This is a genomic window from Methylobacterium sp. WL1 (genome assembly GCF_008000895.1).
GTDB lineage: Bacteria > Pseudomonadota > Alphaproteobacteria > Rhizobiales > Beijerinckiaceae > Methylobacterium.
In genome coordinates this window covers 4,644,893-4,665,000 of the sequence record NZ_CP042823.1, presented here as the reverse complement: position 1 = coordinate 4,665,000, position 20,108 = coordinate 4,644,893, and the positions used below count along the sequence as shown (strand labels likewise).

The window sequence follows — 20,108 nt, the reverse complement described above, 5'->3', positions numbered from 1 at the left end:
GGGATCATAGAGCCCGTTGTAGCCGCCATAGGCGTCGGCCTGGAGGATGCCGGACCATGCCGCGAGGTGCGCGTCCGGATGCTCGTGCCGCCGGTCGCGCGAGGCGAAGTAGAGCGCCGCCGGCGGATCGGCGCCGCCAAAGGGCCTGTCGTCGCGGACATAGGTCCAGATCCGGCCCGTATCGGTTTTGCCTTTGGCCAGGATCGGCACTGTGGTGTCGTCGGCGTGCAGCCTTTCGGCCGTCATCACGTGCCTGGCGATCCGCTCATGCAACGGCGCCAGCGCTGCCGTTGCCGCGCCAACCTGGTCGGCGAGCGTCGAGACGGAGAGTTCGATGCCTTCGCGGCCGTAGCGCTCGCTTTGGCGGTTCAGTGGTTGATGTTGACCGAACTTCTCAAACAGCACCATGGCCAGCAGGTTCGGCCCGACGAAGCCGCGTGGGGTCACATGGAAGGGCGCCGGCGGTTGCGAGATGGCCTCGCACGCGCGGCAGGTGAACTTCTCCCGGACCGTCTGGATCACCTTCCACTGGCGTGGGATCACCTCCAGGGTCTCGGTGACGTCCTCGCCGAGCTTCGACAGCTTCATGGAGCCGCAGCACGGGCACGACGAAGGCGCTGCGATCACGACCCGCTCGCGCGGAAGATGTTCCGGGAACGCCTTGCGTGATGGACGGCGGCGTAGCGCCGGAGCCGGCAACGAGGCCTGCAGCGCCGCAGCCTCTGCCGAGAGTTCGTCCTCCGTAGCCTTGGCCTCCAGCTCCTCAAGCTGCAGTTCCATTTGGTCGATGAGCCGCGCCGTGCGCTCCGATCGCTGGCCGTAGAGCTCGCGCCTGAGCTTCTGGATCATCAGCTTGAGGTGGGCGATCATCGCTTCGGTGGAGGACGCCGCGGCCTTTGCCTTCAGCGCTTCGGCGACGGCGTGGGACGCTGCAGTCTGTGCCTCGATCCTGGCCTGGCGCTCGCTGAGGATCATCGCATGAGCCGCCGCCAGATTGGCGGGAAGCGAGGGCGAAGTCGGCGATGAAGGGGCGGCGCTCACGACGGTGAGGGAATCACATCCTCCTGCAAACGCAAGCAAAAAGGCCTATCCGATCACCGTCGGACGCCAGGTCTCCACCGGATTGCGCCAGTCGATCCCGGAGAGCAGATAACCCATCTGTGCGGGCGTGATCGCGACGACCCCGTCGGCTGGCGAGGGCCATAGGAAGCGGCCCTTCTCAAGCCGTCGCACGTAGAGGCTCGCCGCCTGCCCGTCGTGCCAGATTACCTTCAAGAGATCGCCCCGGCGCCCGCGGAAGCAAAAGACGTGGCCGCCGAGCGGATCACGCTTCAACACCTCCTGCGCCAACAGCGCCAGTGAGGCGAACCCCTTCCGCATATCGGTGTGGCCAGTGGCAAGCCAGACCTTCACCCCAAGCGGAACCGGGATCATCGAAAGCCCTCAAGGCCCCGCGCCAACGCAAGCACCGCGTCGACCTCGACGCCGCCTTCGACGATGATCCGGCGCCCGGCGGACAGCACGATCTCAACCCGCGGCGACCGCTCCGGCCGCGATGTCGGATCCCGATCCCTGCTCGTGTCATCCAGCAGCGATGCCGGCACCGGTGCCGACAGCGGTGCCGGACTGGACGGCCCTGGATCCGACGCGACCGCCACAGCCAGGAAAGCGCCACAGGCCGGCCGCGCCTCCAGCCGTTCACGCCAGCGATAGATCTGCTGCGCCTGGATGCCGTGGCGCTTGGCCGTCGCGATCACGTTGCCGCTGGTCACGGACTCCGTCACGACAGCGCGCTTCTCTTGAGGACTCCAGCGGCGGCGCCGGACGTAGGTCGCATCGTCCATCCGAGCATCTCCAGCACCGATGCCAGCACCGATGCCGGATCAGATCACCGAAAAGCTGGACGCCGATAAACCTCCAAACAAGGCGGCCTTCGCCGGATGCGCACGATGATCCCGCATCCCGGCATGAAGCTGAGCGCATGCCCTCAACCTCGAATCTGCCTCAGGCCGCCCGCCGCTCGCTGGTCGATTCGGCGATCGATCTCATCCGCACGCAGAACGAGACCGGCCGCTGGAAGGTCGGGGCGCGCATCCCGAAGGAGGCGGAACTCGCCGCGATGCTGCAGGTCGGGCGGAATACGGTGCGGGAGGCCGTGCGGGTTCTCTCTCATGCCCAGGTGCTGGAGGTGCGTCAGGGGGACGGAACCTATGTCCGCCTCAACGTCGATCCGGCGGAGGTCATGCGCCGGGTCGCCCATGCGAGTCTGCGCGACCATTTCGAGTTGCGTGCGCTTCTCGAGACCGAGGCGGCCCGCCGGGCGGCGGCGCGACGGAACGACGATGACGTGGCGCGGCTCGAAACCTTGCTGGAAGCACGCGGAGACCGTCCCCAGGATGGGGACCTCGCTGCCTTCATCGAGCGCGACATCGCCTTCCATGTCGCGGTTGCGCAATGCGGCGACAACGCCGCGCTCGCGGAACTCTACCGCTATTTCGCCTTGTCGTTGCACGGCAGTACAAGCACGGCGCTCGCCGACAGGGCCTTGCCCGAGCCCGACCTCGCCGCCCATCGCCGGGTGGTCGATGCGATCCGGAAACGGGACGAAGCGGGTGCGGCGGAGGCGGCCCGGGCGATCGTCGGCCCGATTCTCGATGCGCTCGGGCGTATCGAGACCGCCGGGGCCTGAGCGCGCTGCGGCTCCGATCAGCCCACCGTGTCCAGGGTCTGCCTAGCCAGTGCGACGGCTTCGCGATCGTTGGCGCATGCGGCCTGGCGCGTGCCGAACGCGCGGATCACGCTGGAAAAGGGCGTGGCGGCCCTCCGGGTCTGGCTCGACGACGATCAATGCGCGGCAGCGCCCGCCCAGGGCTTTCTTGTTCCGTTTCAGCTAGAGGCCGCGCACGACCCGGTCGTCCTGCGCTTCGTCGTGCCGGCGCCCGTCATAGATCGGCACGAAGGGGTCGCCGCCTGCGAGCAACGCGTTCATTTCCCGGCACCAGACGGAGGCGTAGCCGGGCGGACGGGCAGGGTCATTCCGGCTCTGCGCCATTGATCCGGGCGCGGTCGATGCGCGCGTCGGGTCGATCGGCGAACACGGCGGTTCCGCGAAGCGACACGGACACGGAGATCGCGCTGCCCGTGCTTACGGTGACGCGACGCGGGATGACGGGAACGGATCCGGTCCCTGGGATCGTGGCCCGGGTCTCGCCAGCGGGATCCGCGCCATTGGCCGGAGCGCCGGCGACCCGGCCAACAGCTTCTCGGTGCCGCCCGTGACCCTGGTGGACATCGGTGTCCGCCACGAACTCGGCGCCGCCGATCCGGGGCTGGCGGGCTGGCAGGTCTCGATGAACGCCGCCAACCTGTTCGACCGGACCAGTGTCACGTCCTGCTTCGCTGCGGGGGGCTGCTTCTACGGCAACGGCCGGACCGTCATCGCCAGCCTCGGTTACCGCTGGTCGGATTAGCGCGTGCCCGCCCGGCGGGTGCGGCGCTCGGCCTTGCGGGTCGCGGTCTCGCGCAGGTGCTGCTCGATGGCGTCGTTGGCGCGGCTGCGCATGTGCCGGATCGCCTCGACGTCGTCGAAGGTGTCGGGGAAGCGGCGTGACAGCCATAGATAGGCGCTGGCCAGGCGGACGCTCCGCTCCTGGTAGTCGAGTTCCCCGGTCAGGTTCGCCCGCAGGGCCGGGACCGTGGTGCCGGCCGCCCGGGCCTGGCTCCAGCGTTCGAGCATGCCCATGGCGATCTCGTCGCGCCGGTTGATCGGGCAGACCGAGAAGGCGAACTTTTCCTCGATCGGCAACCGCGCCCGGTCGACCACCCGCGCGACCTCCAGGATCTCCTCCAGAGCCGAGGGCTGGAACGGCGAGCCGGCATAGAAGGTCGCCCGGGCGAAGTGCGTCAGCACCTCGTGGAGGCTGTGGGTCTGCATCTCTGCGGCGACGGAGCGGATCGCGCCGAGATCCGGCCGGACGAAGAAGCGCGAGTCCGCTGCCGGCGCCGTGGGAGCGCCCGACAACGCGACCCGGATCGGCTCGACGGCGATCGCGTCCGTCGCCGCCACGTAGCCGACCTCCTGGTGCCCGTAGCGGCCCGCCCGCCCGGCGATCTGGCGGATCTCGGAATTGGTCAGCCCGCGCTCCTTCACGCCGTCCCACTTGCGCACGGTCGAGAACACGATCCGCCGGAGCGGCCCGAGATTGAGCCCCATGCCGATCGCGTCGGTGGTGACCAGGACGTTGGCCTCGCCGGTGCGGAAGCGGGTGGCCTCGGCCCGGCGCACCTCCGGCGACAGGGCGCCGTAGATCGTCGCGACCCGGTGCCCGCGGGCGACCAGGATCTCCCGGTTCTCGTGCACGGCTCGGCGCGAGAACGCCACGACCGCGTCCCCCGGCTCGACCTTCTCAAGGGGCACCGCCTCGTCGAGCAGCAGGAGCGGCGACTTGCGGGTGAACGGGATCACCTCCAGCGACTCGCCCGCGGCCTCGGCGGCGCGGCGGACGTACGACAGGGCGTCGTCGGAACCGCACACGACCACGGTCCGGGCGGCCACGCCGAACAGGGCGTTGGTCCAGGCCCAGCCGCGGTCGGGATCCGACAGCATCTGGATCTCGTCGATCACCGCGACATCGATGGGGCGGGTCAGGTCGGCGGTCTCGATGGTGCGGGCGGTGTGGGTCGGCTCGGGCTCGCCCAAGACCTCCTCGCCGGTGACCATCCCGGCCCGGAGCCCACGCTCGCGCAGGGCCTCGTAATTCTCCAGGGCGAGCAGCCGCAGCGGCGCCAGATAGGTGCCCGTCGGCGCCGCCGTCAGCATCTGCAGGGCCGCGTAGGTCTTGCCGGAATTGGTCGGGCCCATGTGGAACAGGATCCGCCGGTTCAGCCGGCGGGCGGCGGCGAAGCGCTCGATATAGGCACCGAAGCCGACCTGATCGCGCAGGCGGCGCAGGCGCGAGCCCTCGCTCGCCACCGCCTTGGCGTGGCGGCGCACGGGGGTGAGCGCGTCGACCAGGGCGCGTGCCAGCTTCGGCCCGTAGGCGAACACCCGGGACCGCAGCGACCGGTCCATGTGGGCGATGTAGGCGGCCGCATCGGCCCCGACCTCGCGCAGGTCCTGGATGATCTGCCCCCGCAGGCGCTCGACCGGCTTGCCCAAGCTGCGGACGGCCTCGGCCGCCCGCTCCGTCACGGCCGCCCGCAGGGCCTCGACCCGGTAGGCGGGATCGTTCCGGGCCGCCATGCGCGCCAGGATCTCAGCGGCGGCCGGGTCCGGGGCGATGTCGATCCGGAGGTCCATGCGGCCGTTGTCGAGCAGCGGGATCTCGATCCGGATGGTCCAGATCACCCGATGGTCCCGGGTGATCGCGGCCTTCAGGGTGGGGATGGCCTTCCGGACCGCCGGGACGCCCGTCTCGGCGAAGGCCCGGGCCCGCTGCCGGTCGCGCAACGCCTGGGCGACCCGCTCGTCCGCGACCTCGGCGCCGAAATCGGGCAGCTCGAGATCGGCGCGTAGGGTTTCCAGGTCGACGGAATCCGGGGCGAGCCCGAGCCGCGCCACGGCCTCGGACAGATACGCGATCGTGGGGCGGAGACGCTTGCGCGCCATGAACTCACCTTCGGCAGCGGCGTCCGCCGGTCGGCGCTGACGCCGTCGAACGCATTCCTAACAAGCATCTATGCCTAACAAGCATCTATGCCTGACAAACATCTATGCCTGACAAGCATTCTTGCGCCAGGATAGCTCCGGATGCCATCCCGCTTCCTGTCCCGTGTTCAGGCGTCGTGCGCCGCCTCGGTCAGCCAGGCGCAGAAGGCGCGTACGGTCGGGTCGTCCGCCCGGGTCTCGGGTACGTAGGTGTAGTAGCTCCGCGCCGGCAGCGACGGGCCCGCGAACGGGCGGGTCAGGCGGCCGGCGGCCACGTCGTCGGCGATCAGGCGCTCCGGGCCCATCGCGACGCCGAGGCCGTCGAGGGCGGCCTGCAGCGTCAGGTAGAAGTGCTCCAGGGTCACCGAGGCCTGCGGCGTCAGGTCCGGCACCCCGGCGGCCCGCAGCCAGTGCGGCCAGACCTCCGGGAGCGTCGCCGCGTGCAGGAGGGTATGGTGGCGCAGGTGTTCCGGTTCGTGGAGCGGCAGGCGCCGCAGCAGGGCCGGGCTGCACACCGGCAGGCGCCGCTCGGACAGGAACGGCTGCCCGATATGGCCGGGACGCGTATCCGGCCCGCCCCGGATCGCCACGTCGAACGGGTCCACCAGGTGGGCCAGGGGCACGTTGGAGGTGGTCAGCCGGACTTCCACGGCGGGGTGGGCGACCTGGAAGCCGGACAGGCGCGGGATCAGCCAGCGCAGGGTGAAGGTGGCCAGCGCGTTGACGTGCAGCAGGCGCGGCCGGCCGCGCTCGACCTGGCGGGCGGTGGCCAGGGCGACGCGGTCGAGGGCGGCGCCGATCTCGGCGGCGTAGCTCTGCCCGGCCTCGGTGAGCACCACGCGCCGGTTGTGACGCTCGAACAGCGGCACGCCGAGCCAGCCTTCGAGCATCTGCACGTGCCGGCTCACGGCTCCGTGGGTCACGCGCAGCTCCTCGGCGGCGCGGGTGAAGCTCGCGTGACGGGCCGCCGCCTCGAAGGCCCTGAGGGCGTTGAGGGGCGGCAGGCGGCGATGCATGTCTGTCAGATTTCCTCACGCGAGCGTCAGCATAAGTCGTTTGTCAGCCGGGCGCGAGACCCGCATCCTGCGATGGAACCACCAAGGGAAGCAGATGGCCCGCGCATCGGAGCTCACCGCCTCGCTGGACGACGCCCCGGACCGGACGGCCAAGCGCATCGAGGACAAGCGCATCCAGGACAAGCGCATCCTCGTGGTCACCGGGGTCAACCACGCCCTCCACGACGGCTACACCGACTTGATCTACGTGCTGCTGCCGGTCTGGCAGGCGGAGTTCGGCCTCGACTACGTCGCGCTGGCGCTGCTGCGCTCGCTCTATAACGGCGCGCTCGCCGCCCTGCAGATGCCGGCGAGCCGGCTCGCCCAGTCGCTCGGTGCCCGCACCGTCCTGGTCCTCGGCACGCTGCTCAGCGCCGGCGGCTACGCACTCGCCGGGGCGTCGGGGGGCCTGATCGGCCTCTGCGCCGGCCTGCTGCTCGGCGGCGCGGGCAGCAGCACGCAGCATCCGCTCGCCTCGACGGTGATCGCCCGGGCCTACGGGGCCGCCGCGCGGGGGCCGCTCGGCACCTACAACTTCGCCGGCGACCTCGGGAAGGCGGCCGTGCCGCCGCTGGTCGGCTTCCTGCTGACCCTGTCGGGCTGGCGAACGGCGCTCTGGGTGATCGCCGGGCTGGGCGTCGCGGTCGCGCTCGGCGTCGGCCGCTGGCTGCCGCGTGATCCCGCCTCACGCGGCGCGCCATCCCGGACCGCCCCGGGTCCCGCGCGGGGGGGCGACGGGACGGAGGCGCGGCCCGGCTTCGGGCTGCTCGTCGCCATCGGCACCCTCGACAACGCCGCGCGCCCCGCCTTCCTGCTCTACCTGCCGTTCCTGCTGCAGGAGAAGGGCGCGGCCCTGACCACCGTGGGGCTCGCGCTCTCGCTGGTGTTCATCGGCGGCGCGCTCGGCAAGGCCGTCTGCGGCCGGCTCGGGGAGCGCTTCCGCGTGACCCGGACCGTGCTGCTGACCGAGACCGGGACCGCGGCCACGATCCTGGCGGTGATCGCCCTGCCGCTCGTGCCCGCGCTGATCCTGCTGCCGCTGCTCGGAGTGATGCTGAACGGCACCTCGTCGGTCCTGTACGGCACGGTGCCGGAACTCGCCCCGGGCGGCCGGGTCGAGCGGGCGTTCGCGGTGTTCTACACCTGCACGCTCGGGGGCAGCGCGCTGGCGGCCCCGCTGCTCTATGGCCGGCTCGGGGACGCGGCCGGCCCCCATTGGGCCGCGGTGGCGGCTGCCGTGACGGCGCTCGCCGTGGTGCCGCTCATGCTGGCCCTGTCCCGGCATCTGGCCGGGGGGAGGGCGGCCCAGCGGTGCTGATGGGGTTTCTCACCGTGCCAGATGGCACCGATCCGTGAACACCCCGGCGGCTCAGAGCACCCCGAGCGTGCTCACCCGGACCGGCTCGGATCGGCCCTCCACCGGGATCTCCCGGATCGCCGTCGGCGTGGCCTTGGCGGCGCGGTAGACCGCCTCCGAGACCACAGCGATGCAGCCTAAAACCTTGGTCAGGCCCTGCAGGCGCGAGGCGACGTTGACGGTGTCGCCGAGCGCGGTGAAGCGGGCGTCGGTGGCGTCGCCCATCTCGCCGACGATCGCCAGGCCGGCATGCACGCCGATCCCGTACCGGAGGGTGTGCTCCAGGTCCGCGGCCAGGAGCTCGTTCAGGGTGGCGACGTGCTCGGCCACGAGCTCCACCGCCCGGAGCGCGTCGCGCGCCGCCGGCTCGGGTTCGGTCTCGAGGCCGAACAGGGCCAGCAGGCCGTCGCCCAGGAACTGGTTGGTCGAGCCGCCGGCCTCCCGCACCGCGTCGCCGACCGCGCCCAGGAAGCGGTTGATGATGAACACCGTGTCGTAGGGCAGCCGCTCCTCGGCGAGCCGGGTCGAGCCGCGCAGGTCGACGAACATCGCCACGATGAAGCGCTCCTCGCCGGATTGCGCCCGGTCGAGCAGATCCGCCTGCCGCACCGGCGGCGGCAGCGGGAACAGCGGCACCACGGCGAGGTCGGCCTCGGGCCGGAACTGGCAGGCGAGGCGCACCCCCGGCCCGGCGGCGATCCGCTCCAGCACGGCGCGCTCGGCCCGGCCCGCGGGGGGCGTGCGGTCGCTGCCGTCGAGCACGCGGATTCGGCAGGTGGAACACCGGCCCCGGCCGCCGCAGACGCTGGCATGCGGGATCCGGTTGCGCCGGCTCGCCTCCAGCACGCTGGTGCCGTGAGGTACCCGGACCACGCGGCCGCCGGGATAGCGCAGCCGGATCGTCCCGCGCTTGATCTCCGCCAGGGTCCGGACCCCGCGGGCCGCGATCACGGCGGCCACCAGGCCGGCATAGGTCAGCAGCATCCCGTTCCGGATGGCGGCGAGCCGCGCCACCTGGTCGGGCAGTCCGACATGGACCGGCTGGAGCGCCACGGCGCGCCAGGCCGGGTCCTGGGCGAGCGCAGCGATCGTCCGGCCGCCCTGCGCGAAGCCGAGCAGGGCGAGGACCGGCACCAGCACCGCCACCGCCAGCAGCCAGGGGGCGGCGCGCCCGAAGGCGGGCTTCAGACGGAGCCAGAAATACAGGCCGGAGCAGCCGTGGATCCAGGCGATGACCAGCATCGCCGCCTGCATCGCGCCCTGCTGCGGCGCGGCGACCCAGAAGGCGTAGAGTTCCTGCGCGTAGCCCTTGTCGAGGCCCTCGGTGGCGAAGGCGATCCGGGTGCCCGCGACGTGGCTGATGAGCAGCGGCGGGATCAGCAGGCCGGAGACCATCTGGACCACCTCGCCGGGCCGCCAGCGGAAGTAGCGGGCCACGTAGAGGCCCTGGAGCCCGAGCAGCAGGTGGATCAGCAGGGCGCCGTAGAGCAGCGCCAGGCCCAGCGGGTTGAGCCACAGGGCGGAAGCGATATCGAGGCCGTCCTCCATGGCGTCGAGGGAGACGTTGCCGAGGGCATGGTTGGTCAGGTGGGTCAGGATGTAGGCGAACAGCACCAGACCGCTGCCGAGGCGCAGGCGGCGGACGCCGAGGACGGGCCGGACCCGGGCGCGCAGCGGGATCGGGGCGGCCGGCAAACCCCCGGCGGGGGTTCGGAGCGTCGCGATCGACGAGGTGCGCGTCATGCTGGGAGGTCCGACGAGATCGGCAGCGGGCCCGGTCTGGCCGGCCTGTCGTACCAGCAAACCGCGTCCGCGGCCTCCGCTGTCTTTCTACGTGCGGGCGAATTTCGGGTCGGGACCGGAGCGGAGGCCGCCCGACAGACTTCGCGGTCCCTTCGAAGCGAACGAAAAAGGCATTGCCGTCGGCCGGGGATCGACGAAGAAGTGCGCGGCCCATCCGCCACGTCCACGAAGTCTGCGGGGCCGGACCCGGATGCCGGCGGAACGTCAACCCAACGGACCGCCCGGCCTTGCCCGGCTGGCTGACACCATCCAGATGACACTTCCGGCATGACACGCCCAGCATGACCCCCGTCGATCCGAAGCCCGCCTTGTTCTTCGCCCGGAACGCCGCCGCGGTGGCGGCGGAGCTGATCGGCGCGCGGCTCTGGGTCGGCGCGGCGGGCGGGCTCATCGTCGAGACGGAAGCCTACGACCGGACCGACCCGGCCTCCCACAGCTTCGCGGGCCCGACCCGCCGCAACGCCAGCATGTTCGGGCCGCCCGGGCACGTCTACGTCTACCGGTCCTACGGGCTGCACTGGTGCCTGAACCTGGTCTGCGAGCCGGGCAGCGCGGTGCTGCTGCGGGCGATCGAGCCGACCGAGGGCCAGGACGCCATGGCGGCCCGGCGCGGCACGGACGATCCGCTTCTGCTCTGCGCCGGACCCGGCCGGCTGTGCCAGGCCCTCGGGGTCACCGGCGCGCTGGATGGCCTGCCGGTGGCGGAGGCGCCGTTCCGGTTCGAGCCCGGGCGCAGGCCGTCGCGGTCGCGGCGGACCGCCGCATCGGGATCACCCGCGGCGCCGAGACGCCCTGGCGCTTTTGCTCGCCGGATCCCGGTTCGTCAGCCGGCCGGCGCGGCGGACCGCGGGGAGCGCGCCGCCGGCCTGAGACCCGGCGGCCCCGGTGGAACCGCACGGACCGTCGCGGCCGCCCCCGCACGCTTGGCCGGTAGCGCAACCTCATGTATAGGTTTCTTCGCGGGAGACTGACATTGCTACAACTACAGGTCGGATAAATTTTACTCCGCAAGCATTCGGACGTTCCGTGAGCCAGGATAGCCACAAGGCCTTCGAGATCGTCGGCCGTCTCAAGCAGGCCGCGCGGATCCCGGACATCCTGCGCGAGATGCGGTCGGCCGGCGCGTATTTCGGCTACGACGCCTTCATCATCACCAACCTGCCGGCGGAGCACGCGATCTCCACGCAGGGCTGCGCCCTGGTGCCGGCCTGGCCGGAGGGCTGGCGGAAGCGCTATTTCGACCGGGACTACCTGCGGATCGACCCGGTCGCGAACCATGTCCGGCGCACCACCGAGCCGTTCCTGTGGCGGGAGGCGCCCTACCGGGCCGACGAGGCCGGGGCCGCCCGGGTGATGGGCGAGGCGACCGAGTTCGGGCTGACGCAGGGGTTCTGCGTCCCGATCCATCACCTGTCCGGCCCGGGGGGCGGCGTCAGCTTCGGGGCGGACCGGCTCGACCTGTCGGACGACGCCAAGGCGGCGCTGCACCTCGTGTCGATCTACGCCTACCAGCGGGCCGAGACCCTGATCCGCGAGGGCGGCCGCAGCCCGGCGCGCAAGGCGCCCCGGCTCACCGCGCGGGAGATCGAGTGCCTGCGCTGGACCGCGGCCGGCAAGACCAGCTGGGAGGCCTCCGAGATCCTGAGCACGTCGCAGCGGACCGTGGAGTTCCACCTCAAGAACGCCGCCCGCAAGCTCGACGCGGTCAACCGCGTCCAATGCGTCGCCGAGGCCATGCGGCAGGGCATCATAGCCTGACCCCGGGGCGGCCGCCGACCTCGTAAATTTACGAGGCTCTTTCGGACCCGCCACCCGGCATCACGCCCCCAAAGGGGGAAGTGATCCATGGTTGTTGTGATCGACGACGACAATATTTCCCGGCACGGCGATCTGATGGACAAGATCTACCGGTTCCGGCACGCCCTGTTCGTGGAGCGGCTGAACTGGGAGGCCTGCCGCCGGCCCGACGGCCGCGAGATCGACCAGTTCGACGGCCCCGGCTGCATCCACCTGGCCTACCTGGAGGGCGCGGCCGTGACCGCCTACACGCGGCTGCTGCCGACGACCCGGCCGCATCTGCTCACGGAGGTCTACCCGCACCTCGCCGAGCGCGCCCCGGCGCCCCGGGGCGCGGCGGTGTACGAGTGGACCCGGTGCGGGACGCTGCCGTCCCGGCGCGAGGGCCGCACCAGCCGCATCGACCCGGCCACCGCCGGGATCTTCATCGCGGCGGCCGAGGTGGCGCGGGCGCGCGGCCTCGACGGCCTGCTGGCGCAGACGCACCCGATCCTGGTCAATCGGCTGATGTCCTGCGGCTGGGACGTGGAGCCCCTCGGGCTGCCGACGACCTATCAGGGCCATTCCATCCTGGCGGTCTACGCCCGGCTGACGCCCGACACGGTCGCGGAGTCGCGCCGGTTCTTCGGCCTCGACGCCGCGCCCCCGCACGCCCCCCGCACGCAGGCGATCCGCCCGTCCGTGCCCGCCGAGCGGAGGCTGCACGCATGAGCATTTCGGACATCCTGGACGAGGCCTGCGGGCGCGAGGGCGAGGACCCGGCGATCGTGCGCCTGGGCCACCACGCGATCGAGATGTGGCGGGCCGCCGAGGAGATCGGCGACCCGGGTCTCCTGGCCGCCCTGCGCCCGCTGGTGGAGCATGTCGGCCGGGCGCTGGCCCGCGACGTCGGGGGCGAAACCTGCCTGGACGACACGCTGCATTGAGGGCGCGGGGGCGGGGGTTTTAAGCGGCCGACGGTCCCGCCCCCGTCGTTGCCCGCGCGGCGCCGCAGCCGTGTGGTCGAAGTCGGAGGCTCGGTTCCCACCGCGATCTCGGCCAGGGGTGGCAAGTGGCCCCCGGCTTTTCGCCCCGGAGCAGACGTTCCGCGACCGACCCCCGCACGCCCGCGCCGCGACACCGTGGTCCACACGACGAACGCACGCCGATGCGCCCTCACCAGGGACTAGAATTTGGAATTATTCGCACTCCAGTGCATCCTGCCTCTGCGCTGAGCCGGCTCGCTAGAACAATAAAGCGAAACGCTCGGCCGTGGAGGAACCATGAACGAGATCGTCAAGCCCGACTCCCTGCTCGTCGCCAAGGCGGAGAGCCTGACCCAGACCTTCTTCGGCGGCTGCCCCCACGATTGCCCGGACACCTGCTCGATGATCTTCGAGGTTAAGGACGGGGAACTGCTCGGCGTGCGCGGCAACCCGGACCATCCGATGACCCGCGGCGGTCTCTGCGTGAAGCTGAAGGACTACGAGAAGCGCCACTACCATCCGGACCGGCTGCTCTACCCGATGAAGCGGGTCGGCCCGAAGGGCTCGAAGCAGTTCGCGCGCATCACCTGGGACGAGGCCCTCGACACCATCGTCACCCGCTGGAAGGCGATCATCGACCAGTACGGGCCGGAGGCCATCGCGCCCTACAGCTACCTCGGCAACCAGGGCCTCGTGCATGGCTTGAATGGCGGCGACGCGTTCTTCAACCGCATGGGCGCCACCGTGACCGAGCGCACCTTCTGCGGCGAGGGCTCGTGTACCGCGTGGCTGCTCACGGTCGGGCCGACCGCTGGCCTCGACCCGGACAGCTACATCCACTCCAAGTACATCGTGATCTGGGCCTGCAACTCGGTCTCGACGAACCTGCACCACTGGGCCATCGTCAAGGACGCGCAGAAGAAGGGCGCCAAGGTCGTCGTGATCGACACCTACGCGTCGCGCACCGCCAAGGCGGCCGACTGGCATATCGCGCCCAAGCCCGGCACCGACGGGGCGCTGGCCATGGCGCTGATCAATGCGATCATCGCGCAGGGCCTCGTCGATCAGGATTACGTCGACAATTACACGGTCGGCTTCGAGGAGCTGAAGGAGCGGGCCAGCACCCGCACGCCGGAATGGGCTGCCGAGATCACCGGCGTCCCGGCCGAGGACATCCGCAAGCTCGCCTACGAGATGGTCACCGAGCAGCCCGTCGGCATCCGCATGGGCGTGGCGCTGGAGCGGCATTACGGCGGCGGCCAGACCATCCGGGCGGTGACCTGCATCCCGGCGCTCACCGGCGCATGGCGCCACGTTGGCGGCGGCGTCACCCAGTTCGGCGTCTGGGAGCACCCCTACAAGTTCGACGTGATGTGCCGCCCTGATCTGATCCCCGAGGGCACCCGCGTGGTCTCGAACCTGCAGATCGGGCGCGCGCTCACCGGCGAGATGCAGCTCGACCCGCCGATCATGTCAATGATGTGCTGGAACTCGAACCCGGTCACGCAGGCGCCCGAGACCGACAAGATCGTCGAGGGGCTGATGCGCGAGGACCTGTTCATGGTCTCGGCCGAGCACTTCATCTCGGACACCGCCTCCTACGCCGACATCGTTCTCCCGGCGACGATGGGCGCCGAGATGGAGGACATGATCCTCTCCTGGGGTCACCTTTATCTCACCTACAACACCAAGTGCGCGGACGCGCCCGGCGAGGCGATCCCGAACAACGAGATCTTCCGCCAGCTCGCCGCCCGCCTCGGCTACGAGGACGAGAACTTCAAGTGGTCGGACAGCGAGTGCCTGGAGCACTACGTCGACTGGTCGTCGCCGGCCTGCGAGGGCATCGACCTCGCCTACATGCGCGAGCACGGCTTCGCCCGCCTCAAGGTCGGGACGCCGGACGACCGGGCGCCCCACCGGGAGGGCAACTTCCCGACGCCGACCGGCAAGTGCATGCTCAAGGTCGAGGGTGCCACGAACTTCGTCGCGCCGCCGTTCCGGCAGATGTACGAGGGCTTCCAGCCCGGCGAGGCGCTCGACCCGCTGCCCGACTACCTCGGCCCGCGCGAGTCCCACACCAACGACCCGGAGCTGGCCAAGCGCTTCCCGCTGAACATCGTCTCGCCCAAGAGCCACTACTTCCTGAACTCCTGCTACGCCAACATGGAGGACAAGCAGAAGGGCCAGGGCGAGCAGTTCGTGATGATCAGCCAGCACGATGCCGACGCGCGTGGCATCCGGGACGGCGACCGCGTGCAGGTCGGCAACGACCGCGGCGCCTTCAAGGGCGTGGCGCGCATCACCGACGACGTGAGGGCCGGGATCGTGGTCGCGACGCTGGGCTACTGGCGCCAGCTCAACGAGGGCACGGTCAACAGCATCGCGTCGGGGGCCTTCACCGACATGGGCCACGCCCCGTCGTTCTCGGACAACCTCGTCGAGGTCGCGCGCGCGAACTGAGAGCCCCGCGCAAAACGCCCTCTGCGCTGTCTCGTGCAGAGGGGGACGCCCGGTGATCGGGCGTTTTGTAAGGTGCGCTCGGCGCGCCGCCCGGGCTCAGGCCACGCGCTCGGGCGCCGTGCGCCGGTCCGAGGACGGGCTGCACCCGAACTGGGCCCGGTAGCTGCGGGAAAAGTGGGCGGCGCTCGAGAAGCTGCAGGCGGTCGCGATCTCCCCGATCGCAAGCGGGCTCTGGCGCAGCAGCCGCCGGCCGTGGGCGAGGCGGATGGCGCGGTACTGGGCCGAGAAGCTCAGGCCGCACTTCTCGCGGAAGAGGCGGTCGAGGTGGCGCGCGCTGACCGCGGCGAGGCGGGCCATGGCCCGGCGGGTGAGCGGCGCTTCGACGGTCGTCTCCATCGTTTCGAGGACGGCGAGCAGGGCCGGGTGGTGGATGCCGTACCGCTCCGCCGCGGAGGCGCGCTGCGGGTCGTCGGCGGCGCCCACCGCAATGTGTAGGAACCAGTCCGAGATGCGGCGCGCGAAGGCCGCCCCCAGGCGCGCGGCGATCAGCGTGTGCGCCATGTCGAGGGGGGCGACCCCGCCGCCGCAGGTCAGGCGGTCGGCATCGGCGACGAAGCGCGCCCGCGTGAGGCGCGCGTCCGGAAACGCCTCGACCGTGGCGCCGGCGTATTCCCAGTGAATCGTGAAGGCGCGCTCCGCCAGCAGCCCCGCCGCGGCCATCAGGTAGGGGCCGCCCGATATACCGCCGACGCGGACGCCGAACCGGGCCATGCGCCGCAACCCGGCATGGATCGCCGGCCTGTCCCACTCGGTCGGGTCGCCGCCCGCGCAGACGAAGACCGTGTCCAGGCGCCCGCGCTCGCGCGGCAGCTCCTCGGTCGGGACCTCCGCCCCCGAGGACGAGGCGACCCGGCCTCCGGCCTCGCCGAAGTAGCGCAGCCGGTAGAGGACCCGGCCGGCGAGATCGTTGGCCGCCCGGAAGGGCTCGCAGGCCGAGGCGAACGACAGCAACCCGAAGCCCGGGACCAGCAGGAAGCCGATCTCCTGCGGCCGATCCCCCGGGGCCGGGCCGCCCGGATCCGGCATCGCGTCGCTGGTTTGGCTCATCCGTGCAAGAAAGCGTCTCTCCCGGTCAAGCGCAACCGCCCGAGCGCGTCATGCTCACGGTCGCCTTCCCGTTCGACCGAGATCCCGATCCTATGCCCGGCCTCGCAGCTCCGCGCCCGTGTCGTCACGGACATACCCGTTGCGGCCACACCCCCACGCAGGGGCAGGCCCGATGACGCGCCGGTTCGACGTCGCGGTCCTGGGGCTCGGCGCGATGGGGAGCGCGATCCTCTACCAGCTGGCCAAGCGCGGGGCCGCGGTGGTGGGGCTCGACCGCTACGCGCCGCCGCACGCCCTCGGGTCGAGCCACGGTGAGACGCGGATCACCCGCCAGGCCGTCGGGGAAGGGCGCGACTACGTGCCCTTCGTCACCGCCTCGCATCGCATCTGGCGGGAGCTGGAGGCGGCCACCGGCGAGACGCTGCTGAACGCCTGCGGCGCCCTCGTCATGGCGCCCGGCCGCGGGGTCTCGTCCCATCACGGCAAGCCGGACTTCGTCGGCCGCTCGATCAGCGCCGCGCAGGGGGCCGGGATCCCGCACGAGGTGCTCGACGGGGCCGCGGTCGCCCGCCGCTTCCCGCAATTCCTGAACCTCGCGGGCGACGAGAAGGCCTATTACGAGCCCGGCGGCGGCTACGTCTTCCCGGAGCGCTGCATCGCGGCGCAGCTCACCCGCGCGACCGCCCTGGGGGCCGAGATCCGGACCGGCTGCGAAGTCCTGGCGCTGGATCAGGACGCGGCCGGCATCCGGATCGAGACCTCCGACGGCGTGATCCTGGCCGATCGCGCCGTGGTCGCGGCCGGCGCCTGGACCGCCCCGCTGCTCGGCGCCCCGTTCGACGGGCTGCTGACGGTCCGGCGCCAGCTCCTGCACTGGTACGCCCTGGCGAACGAATCCGCGTACGGGCCGCGCGCGCCCGTGTTCATCTGGATGTACGGGACCACCGACACGGATTACCTCTACGGCTTCCCGCCCCTGGCGGGGGAGCGCGCCATCAAGGTCGCGACCGAGCAGTACAGCACCGCCACCACGGCCGACGCCGTCGCGCGGCGCGTCGACCCCGCGGAATCCGACGCGATGTACCGCTTGCGCGTCGCGGGCCGGCTGGCCGGCGCCACCCCGGAGGTCGTCCGGGCCGCGGCCTGCGTCTACACGGTGACCCCCGACCGCGGCTTCATCATCGACCGGCATCCCGGGATGGACCGGGTGCACGTCGTCTCGGCCTGCTCGGGGCACGGCTTCAAGCATTCGGCGGGCATCGGCGAGGCGGTCGCCGCCGACCTGGCCGGAGGCGCCGGGCGACCCGACCTCACGCCGTTCGCCCTCGCACGCTTCGGTTGATCCGAAGGCCGATGGCTCGTGGATTGCTAGAAACCGTGCCAAGATCCGTTCGCCCGAGCAGGACCGACCCGATGCGCCCCATGTCCCGACGCCTCCTGACGAATGCCGCGCTGGCCGCCCTCGCGGCGATCCCGGCGCTGGCATGGCCCGGCCGGGCCTCGGCCGCGGACGGCGTCGACGCGATCAAGGTGCGCGGGACGCTGATCGTCGGCGTGAAGGCGGATTACAAACCCTTCGGCTTCCGCGATCCGAGCGGCGCGATCATCGGGCTGGAGCCCGACCTCGCCGCCGACCTCGCCAAGCGGCTCGGGGTGAAGCTGGAGCTGGTGCCGGTGGTCTCGGCCAACCGGATCGAGTTCCTCCAGCAGGGCAAGGTCGATCTCCTGATCGCCACGCTGTCGGACAAGCCGGAGCGCCGCCGCGTCGTGCAGGCGATCGACCCGCAATACTATTCCGACTTCGTCAACGTGCTGCTGCCCAAGACCGCCGGCATCACCGACTGGGCGCAGCTGAAGGGCAAGCCGCTCTGCGCGACCTCGGGGGCCTGGTACAACAAGGACGTCGCCCGCACCTACGGGGCGGAGATCGTCGCCTTCGACGGCTCCGAGAAGCCGCTCTTCGCGCTCAAGCAGGGCAACTGCCTGGGCTACGTCTACGACCAGAGCATGCTGCAGGGTAAGCTGCTCGACGACGACTGGAAGGCCGGCTACGCCCTCCCGCTCAAGGGCATCCTCGACGCGCCGTGGATGATGGCGGTGGCCCTGGGCAACACCACGCTCCAGACGATGGTCGAGGACGCGACCAAGGACTGGATGAAGACCGGCTTCGTCGTCGCCGGCGAGCGGAAGTGGGGCATCGAGCCCACCGCCTACTCGAAGGCGATGCACGAGAAGTACAAGAACGCGACCAACTGATGCGCGCCCGTGCAGCGAGCCCAGGTGATCGGCCGCGATGATCGAGGCGATCCAGGCCTGGTTCCAGGGTCTCTACGAGACCACGGGCTTCAATTTTACGGTCTTCTACGACCCGTATGACTGGAACCGCTACGTCGCCGGGCTGCGGATGACGCTGCTGCTCGGGATCAGCACGATCCTGGCCAGCCTGGTGATCGGCGCGGTCGGGGCGCTGCTGCAGAGCGGGCCCTCGCGCCTGCTGCGGGGGCTGGTCAACGGCTTCGTCGTGGTGTTCCGCAACACGCCGCCGCTGGTGCAGATCTTCTTCTTCTACTTCGGCCTCGGCACGCTCCTGCCGGCCGTGCGCTCGGCGGACGGCCTGCGCGTTCCCATCCTCGACAACGTGCAATGGGCGATCGTCTCGCTCTCGCTGTTTGCCGGCGCGTTCAACGTCGAGATCTTCCGCTCCGGCATCGAGGCGGTGCCCAAGACCACCGTCGAGGCCGCCGAGGCGCTGGGCTACACCCGGTTGAAGGCCTATCGCCACGTCGTCCTGCCGCTCGCGCTCCGGGTCTGCCTGCCGGCGCTCAACAACAACCTGATCAACCTGCTCAAGACCACGACGCTCGCCTACGCCATCGCGGTCCCCGAGACGCTCTACGCGGTCAAGCAGATCTGGTCCGAGTCGCAGAACGTCCTGGAGATGATGCTGGTGCTGCTCGCGACCTACGCGGTCCTCGTCGGATTGCTCGTGTGGATCATGCACCGCTGGGAGCGCGCCCTGCGCATCCCCGGATACGGCCGATGAGCGCTCCGGACCGGACCGGCCGGCGCGACGACGGCCGCCCGGCGGGTCGTCCGACGGACCTGCCGGTCCTGCTGCCGTTCGCGCCCGCCCGGGGCCGCCCGGCGGCGCGCCTGCGCCCCATCCACGGCTGGCTGCTGTGCGGCCTCGCCATCGTCGCCCTCCCGGCCTGGGCGCAGGGCGGGGCCGCCGCCCTGTCCCCGCTGGAGGTGGTGATCAAGTGGGCGCCGCTCCTGCTCACGGGCTTCGCCTTCAACGTCGCGATCTCGCTGATGGCGATGGCGATCGGCACGGCGGCGGGCCTCGGGCTCGGCCTGGCCATGCTGGGCGAGGGCCGGGTGCTGCCGCGCATCGCGTGGTCGGCCACGCAGGTGTTCCGCAACGTGCCCTGGCTGGTGCTGCTGTTCTTCGTGATGTTCCTGGTCCCGTTCCAGGTCACGGTGTTCGGGATCCGGGTGCCGCTGCCCGACTGGGTGAAGGCGACCTTCGGCTTCAGCCTGCCCGTGATGGCCAACGTCGCCGAGATCGTCCGCGGCGCGGTGCGCTCGGTGCCGAACACGCAGTGGGAGGCCGCCGAATCCCTGGCCTTCACCCGGCGGCAGACCCTGTGGCGGATCATCCTGCCGCAATGCGCGAAGCGCATGCTGCCGCCCTGGATGAACGTCTACGCGCTGATCGCGATGGCCACCGTGCAGGCGTCGATCGTCGGGGTCACCGAGATGCTGACGCTGACCGCGCAGGTGCACGCCGCCGAGGGCGGACGGCCCGAGCTGTTCGCCCCGCTCTACGGCTTCGCCCTGCTCTGCTTCTTCCTCTACTGCTACCCGATCGACCGGTTGACCGCCCACCTGGAACGCCGCTTCGAGACCCGTTGAGC

At 71.1% G+C, this 20,108-nt stretch carries 18 protein-coding genes and 1 pseudogene (1 of these 19 cut by a window edge); 12 read left to right on the top strand and 7 right to left on the bottom strand.

What is annotated here, in order from left to right:
* From FVA80_RS22770 to FVA80_RS22760, 3 genes are all read right to left on the bottom strand, one after another.
* A protein-coding gene (locus tag FVA80_RS22770; protein WP_147910971.1) for an IS66 family transposase crosses the window boundary here: on the bottom strand, nt 1-975 show its 5' portion. Its footprint begins 633 nt before the window's first position; 975 of the gene's 1,608 nt are visible here — the first part of the coding sequence; its start codon is at nt 973-975; its stop codon lies off the left edge, out of view.
* 111 nt (nt 976-1,086) lie between these two features.
* Complete coding sequence (gene tnpB, locus FVA80_RS22765; protein ID WP_091928781.1) at nt 1,087-1,434, bottom strand: IS66 family insertion sequence element accessory protein TnpB; 348 nt, start codon at nt 1,432-1,434, stop codon at nt 1,087-1,089.
* Entirely contained in the window at nt 1,431-1,844 is a 414-nt protein-coding gene (locus FVA80_RS22760; RefSeq protein WP_147941957.1) for a transposase, read from the bottom strand. The genes tnpB and FVA80_RS22760 overlap by 4 nt, the downstream gene beginning before the upstream one ends.
* A 137-nt stretch (nt 1,845-1,981) precedes the next feature.
* On the opposite strand from FVA80_RS22760, the gene FVA80_RS22755 reads away from it, so the two are divergent.
* Together FVA80_RS22755 and FVA80_RS22750 are read left to right on the top strand one after the other, a co-directional pair.
* Nucleotides 1,982-2,689 carry an FCD domain-containing protein gene (locus FVA80_RS22755; protein WP_147907421.1) on the top strand — a complete coding sequence of 236 codons (708 nt, stop codon included), beginning with the start codon at nt 1,982-1,984 and terminating at the stop codon, nt 2,687-2,689.
* A gap of 586 nt (nt 2,690-3,275) precedes the next feature.
* Nucleotides 3,276-3,470 carry a hypothetical protein gene (locus tag FVA80_RS22750; protein WP_348642416.1) on the top strand — a complete coding sequence of 65 codons (195 nt, stop codon included), beginning with the start codon at nt 3,276-3,278 and terminating at the stop codon, nt 3,468-3,470.
* Here the strand turns inward: FVA80_RS22750 and FVA80_RS22745 are convergent.
* A complete protein-coding gene (locus FVA80_RS22745) occupies nt 3,467-5,608 on the bottom strand; it encodes a helicase-related protein (RefSeq protein ID WP_147907420.1) in 2,142 nt (713 codons plus the stop codon). The two genes, FVA80_RS22750 and FVA80_RS22745, sit on opposite strands and share 4 nt — an antisense overlap.
* 167 nt (nt 5,609-5,775) lie before the next feature.
* Complete coding sequence (gcvA, locus tag FVA80_RS22740; protein WP_147907419.1) at nt 5,776-6,663, bottom strand: transcriptional regulator GcvA; 888 nt, start codon at nt 6,661-6,663, stop codon at nt 5,776-5,778.
* Nucleotides 6,664-6,757: 94 nt separating this feature from the next.
* On the opposite strand from gcvA, the gene FVA80_RS22735 reads away from it, so the two are divergent.
* Complete coding sequence (locus FVA80_RS22735) at nt 6,758-8,020, top strand: MFS transporter (RefSeq protein WP_147907418.1); 1,263 nt, start codon at nt 6,758-6,760, stop codon at nt 8,018-8,020.
* Nucleotides 8,021-8,071: 51 nt separating this feature from the next.
* Here the strand turns inward: FVA80_RS22735 and FVA80_RS22730 are convergent, their stop codons facing one another.
* Entirely contained in the window at nt 8,072-9,802 is a 1,731-nt protein-coding gene (locus FVA80_RS22730; protein WP_187193481.1) for an adenylate/guanylate cyclase domain-containing protein, read from the bottom strand.
* Between the two features lie 341 nt (nt 9,803-10,143).
* Between FVA80_RS22730 and FVA80_RS22725 the strand changes: the two are divergent.
* The 5 genes and pseudogenes from FVA80_RS22725 (at nt 10,144) to FVA80_RS22705 (ending at nt 15,084) form a co-directional block, all read left to right on the top strand.
* Nucleotides 10,144-10,732 (top strand): annotated as a pseudogene (locus tag FVA80_RS22725) (DNA-3-methyladenine glycosylase).
* 156 nt (nt 10,733-10,888) lie between these two features.
* Nucleotides 10,889-11,620, top strand: a complete 732-nt coding sequence (locus tag FVA80_RS22720) for a LuxR family transcriptional regulator (protein WP_147907416.1) — start codon at nt 10,889-10,891, stop codon at nt 11,618-11,620.
* Between the two features lie 87 nt (nt 11,621-11,707).
* Nucleotides 11,708-12,370: an acyl-homoserine-lactone synthase gene (locus FVA80_RS22715; protein ID WP_147907415.1), complete on the top strand. Its 663-nt coding sequence runs from the start codon at nt 11,708-11,710 to the stop codon at nt 12,368-12,370.
* On the top strand, nt 12,367-12,585 hold the full coding sequence (locus FVA80_RS22710) for a hypothetical protein (protein WP_147907414.1): 219 nt from the start codon (nt 12,367-12,369) through the stop codon (nt 12,583-12,585). Before FVA80_RS22715 ends, FVA80_RS22710 begins: the two co-directional genes overlap by 4 nt.
* Before the next feature lie 336 nt (nt 12,586-12,921).
* A complete protein-coding gene (locus FVA80_RS22705) occupies nt 12,922-15,084 on the top strand; it encodes a molybdopterin oxidoreductase family protein (protein ID WP_147907413.1) in 2,163 nt (720 codons plus the stop codon).
* A gap of 96 nt (nt 15,085-15,180) precedes the next feature.
* Here the strand turns inward: FVA80_RS22705 and FVA80_RS22700 are convergent, their stop codons facing one another.
* Nucleotides 15,181-16,191 (bottom strand): GlxA family transcriptional regulator, encoded by a 1,011-nt coding sequence (locus tag FVA80_RS22700; protein ID WP_246692091.1) that lies wholly within the window; start codon nt 16,189-16,191, stop codon nt 15,181-15,183.
* Between the two features lie 172 nt (nt 16,192-16,363).
* Between FVA80_RS22700 and solA the strand changes: the two genes are divergently transcribed.
* The 4 genes from solA (at nt 16,364) to FVA80_RS22680 (ending at nt 20,106) form a co-directional block, all read left to right on the top strand.
* Nucleotides 16,364-17,533 (top strand): N-methyl-L-tryptophan oxidase, encoded by a 1,170-nt coding sequence (solA, locus tag FVA80_RS22695; protein ID WP_147907412.1) that lies wholly within the window; start codon nt 16,364-16,366, stop codon nt 17,531-17,533.
* Between the two features lie 71 nt (nt 17,534-17,604).
* Nucleotides 17,605-18,447, top strand: a complete 843-nt coding sequence (locus tag FVA80_RS22690) for a transporter substrate-binding domain-containing protein (protein WP_147907411.1) — start codon at nt 17,605-17,607, stop codon at nt 18,445-18,447.
* A 37-nt stretch (nt 18,448-18,484) separates the two neighbouring features.
* The gene (locus tag FVA80_RS22685; RefSeq protein ID WP_147907410.1) at nt 18,485-19,234 is read left to right on the top strand and encodes an amino acid ABC transporter permease; all 750 of its coding nucleotides are present in this window, start codon (nt 18,485-18,487) and stop codon (nt 19,232-19,234) included.
* Complete coding sequence (locus FVA80_RS22680; RefSeq protein WP_147907409.1) at nt 19,231-20,106, top strand: ABC transporter permease subunit; 876 nt, start codon at nt 19,231-19,233, stop codon at nt 20,104-20,106. The genes FVA80_RS22685 and FVA80_RS22680 overlap by 4 nt, the downstream gene beginning before the upstream one ends.
* Nucleotides 20,107-20,108 lie beyond the last annotated feature (2 nt).

Coding starts and splice junctions, on each gene's coding strand:
- solA (WP_147907412.1), top strand. CDS start 16,364: ATGACGCGCCGGTTCGACGTCGCGGTCCTGGGGCTCGGCGCGATGGGG.
- FVA80_RS22715 (WP_147907415.1), top strand. CDS start 11,708: ATGGTTGTTGTGATCGACGACGACAATATTTCCCGGCACGGCGATCTG.
- FVA80_RS22730 (WP_187193481.1), bottom strand. CDS start 9,802: ATGACGCGCACCTCGTCGATCGCGACGCTCCGAACCCCCGCCGGGGGT.
- gcvA (WP_147907419.1), bottom strand. CDS start 6,663: ATGCATCGCCGCCTGCCGCCCCTCAACGCCCTCAGGGCCTTCGAGGCG.
- FVA80_RS22690 (WP_147907411.1), top strand. CDS start 17,605: ATGCGCCCCATGTCCCGACGCCTCCTGACGAATGCCGCGCTGGCCGCC.
- FVA80_RS22745 (WP_147907420.1), bottom strand. CDS start 5,608: ATGGCGCGCAAGCGTCTCCGCCCCACGATCGCGTATCTGTCCGAGGCC.
- FVA80_RS22710 (WP_147907414.1), top strand. CDS start 12,367: ATGAGCATTTCGGACATCCTGGACGAGGCCTGCGGGCGCGAGGGCGAG.
- FVA80_RS22705 (WP_147907413.1), top strand. CDS start 12,922: ATGAACGAGATCGTCAAGCCCGACTCCCTGCTCGTCGCCAAGGCGGAG.
- FVA80_RS22700 (WP_246692091.1), bottom strand. CDS start 16,191: ATGAGCCAAACCAGCGACGCGATGCCGGATCCGGGCGGCCCGGCCCCG.
- FVA80_RS22760 (WP_147941957.1), bottom strand. CDS start 1,844: ATGGACGATGCGACCTACGTCCGGCGCCGCCGCTGGAGTCCTCAAGAG.
- FVA80_RS22680 (WP_147907409.1), top strand. CDS start 19,231: ATGAGCGCTCCGGACCGGACCGGCCGGCGCGACGACGGCCGCCCGGCG.
- FVA80_RS22685 (WP_147907410.1), top strand. CDS start 18,485: ATGATCGAGGCGATCCAGGCCTGGTTCCAGGGTCTCTACGAGACCACG.
- FVA80_RS22755 (WP_147907421.1), top strand. CDS start 1,982: ATGCCCTCAACCTCGAATCTGCCTCAGGCCGCCCGCCGCTCGCTGGTC.
- tnpB (WP_091928781.1), bottom strand. CDS start 1,434: ATGATCCCGGTTCCGCTTGGGGTGAAGGTCTGGCTTGCCACTGGCCAC.
- FVA80_RS22735 (WP_147907418.1), top strand. CDS start 6,758: ATGGCCCGCGCATCGGAGCTCACCGCCTCGCTGGACGACGCCCCGGAC.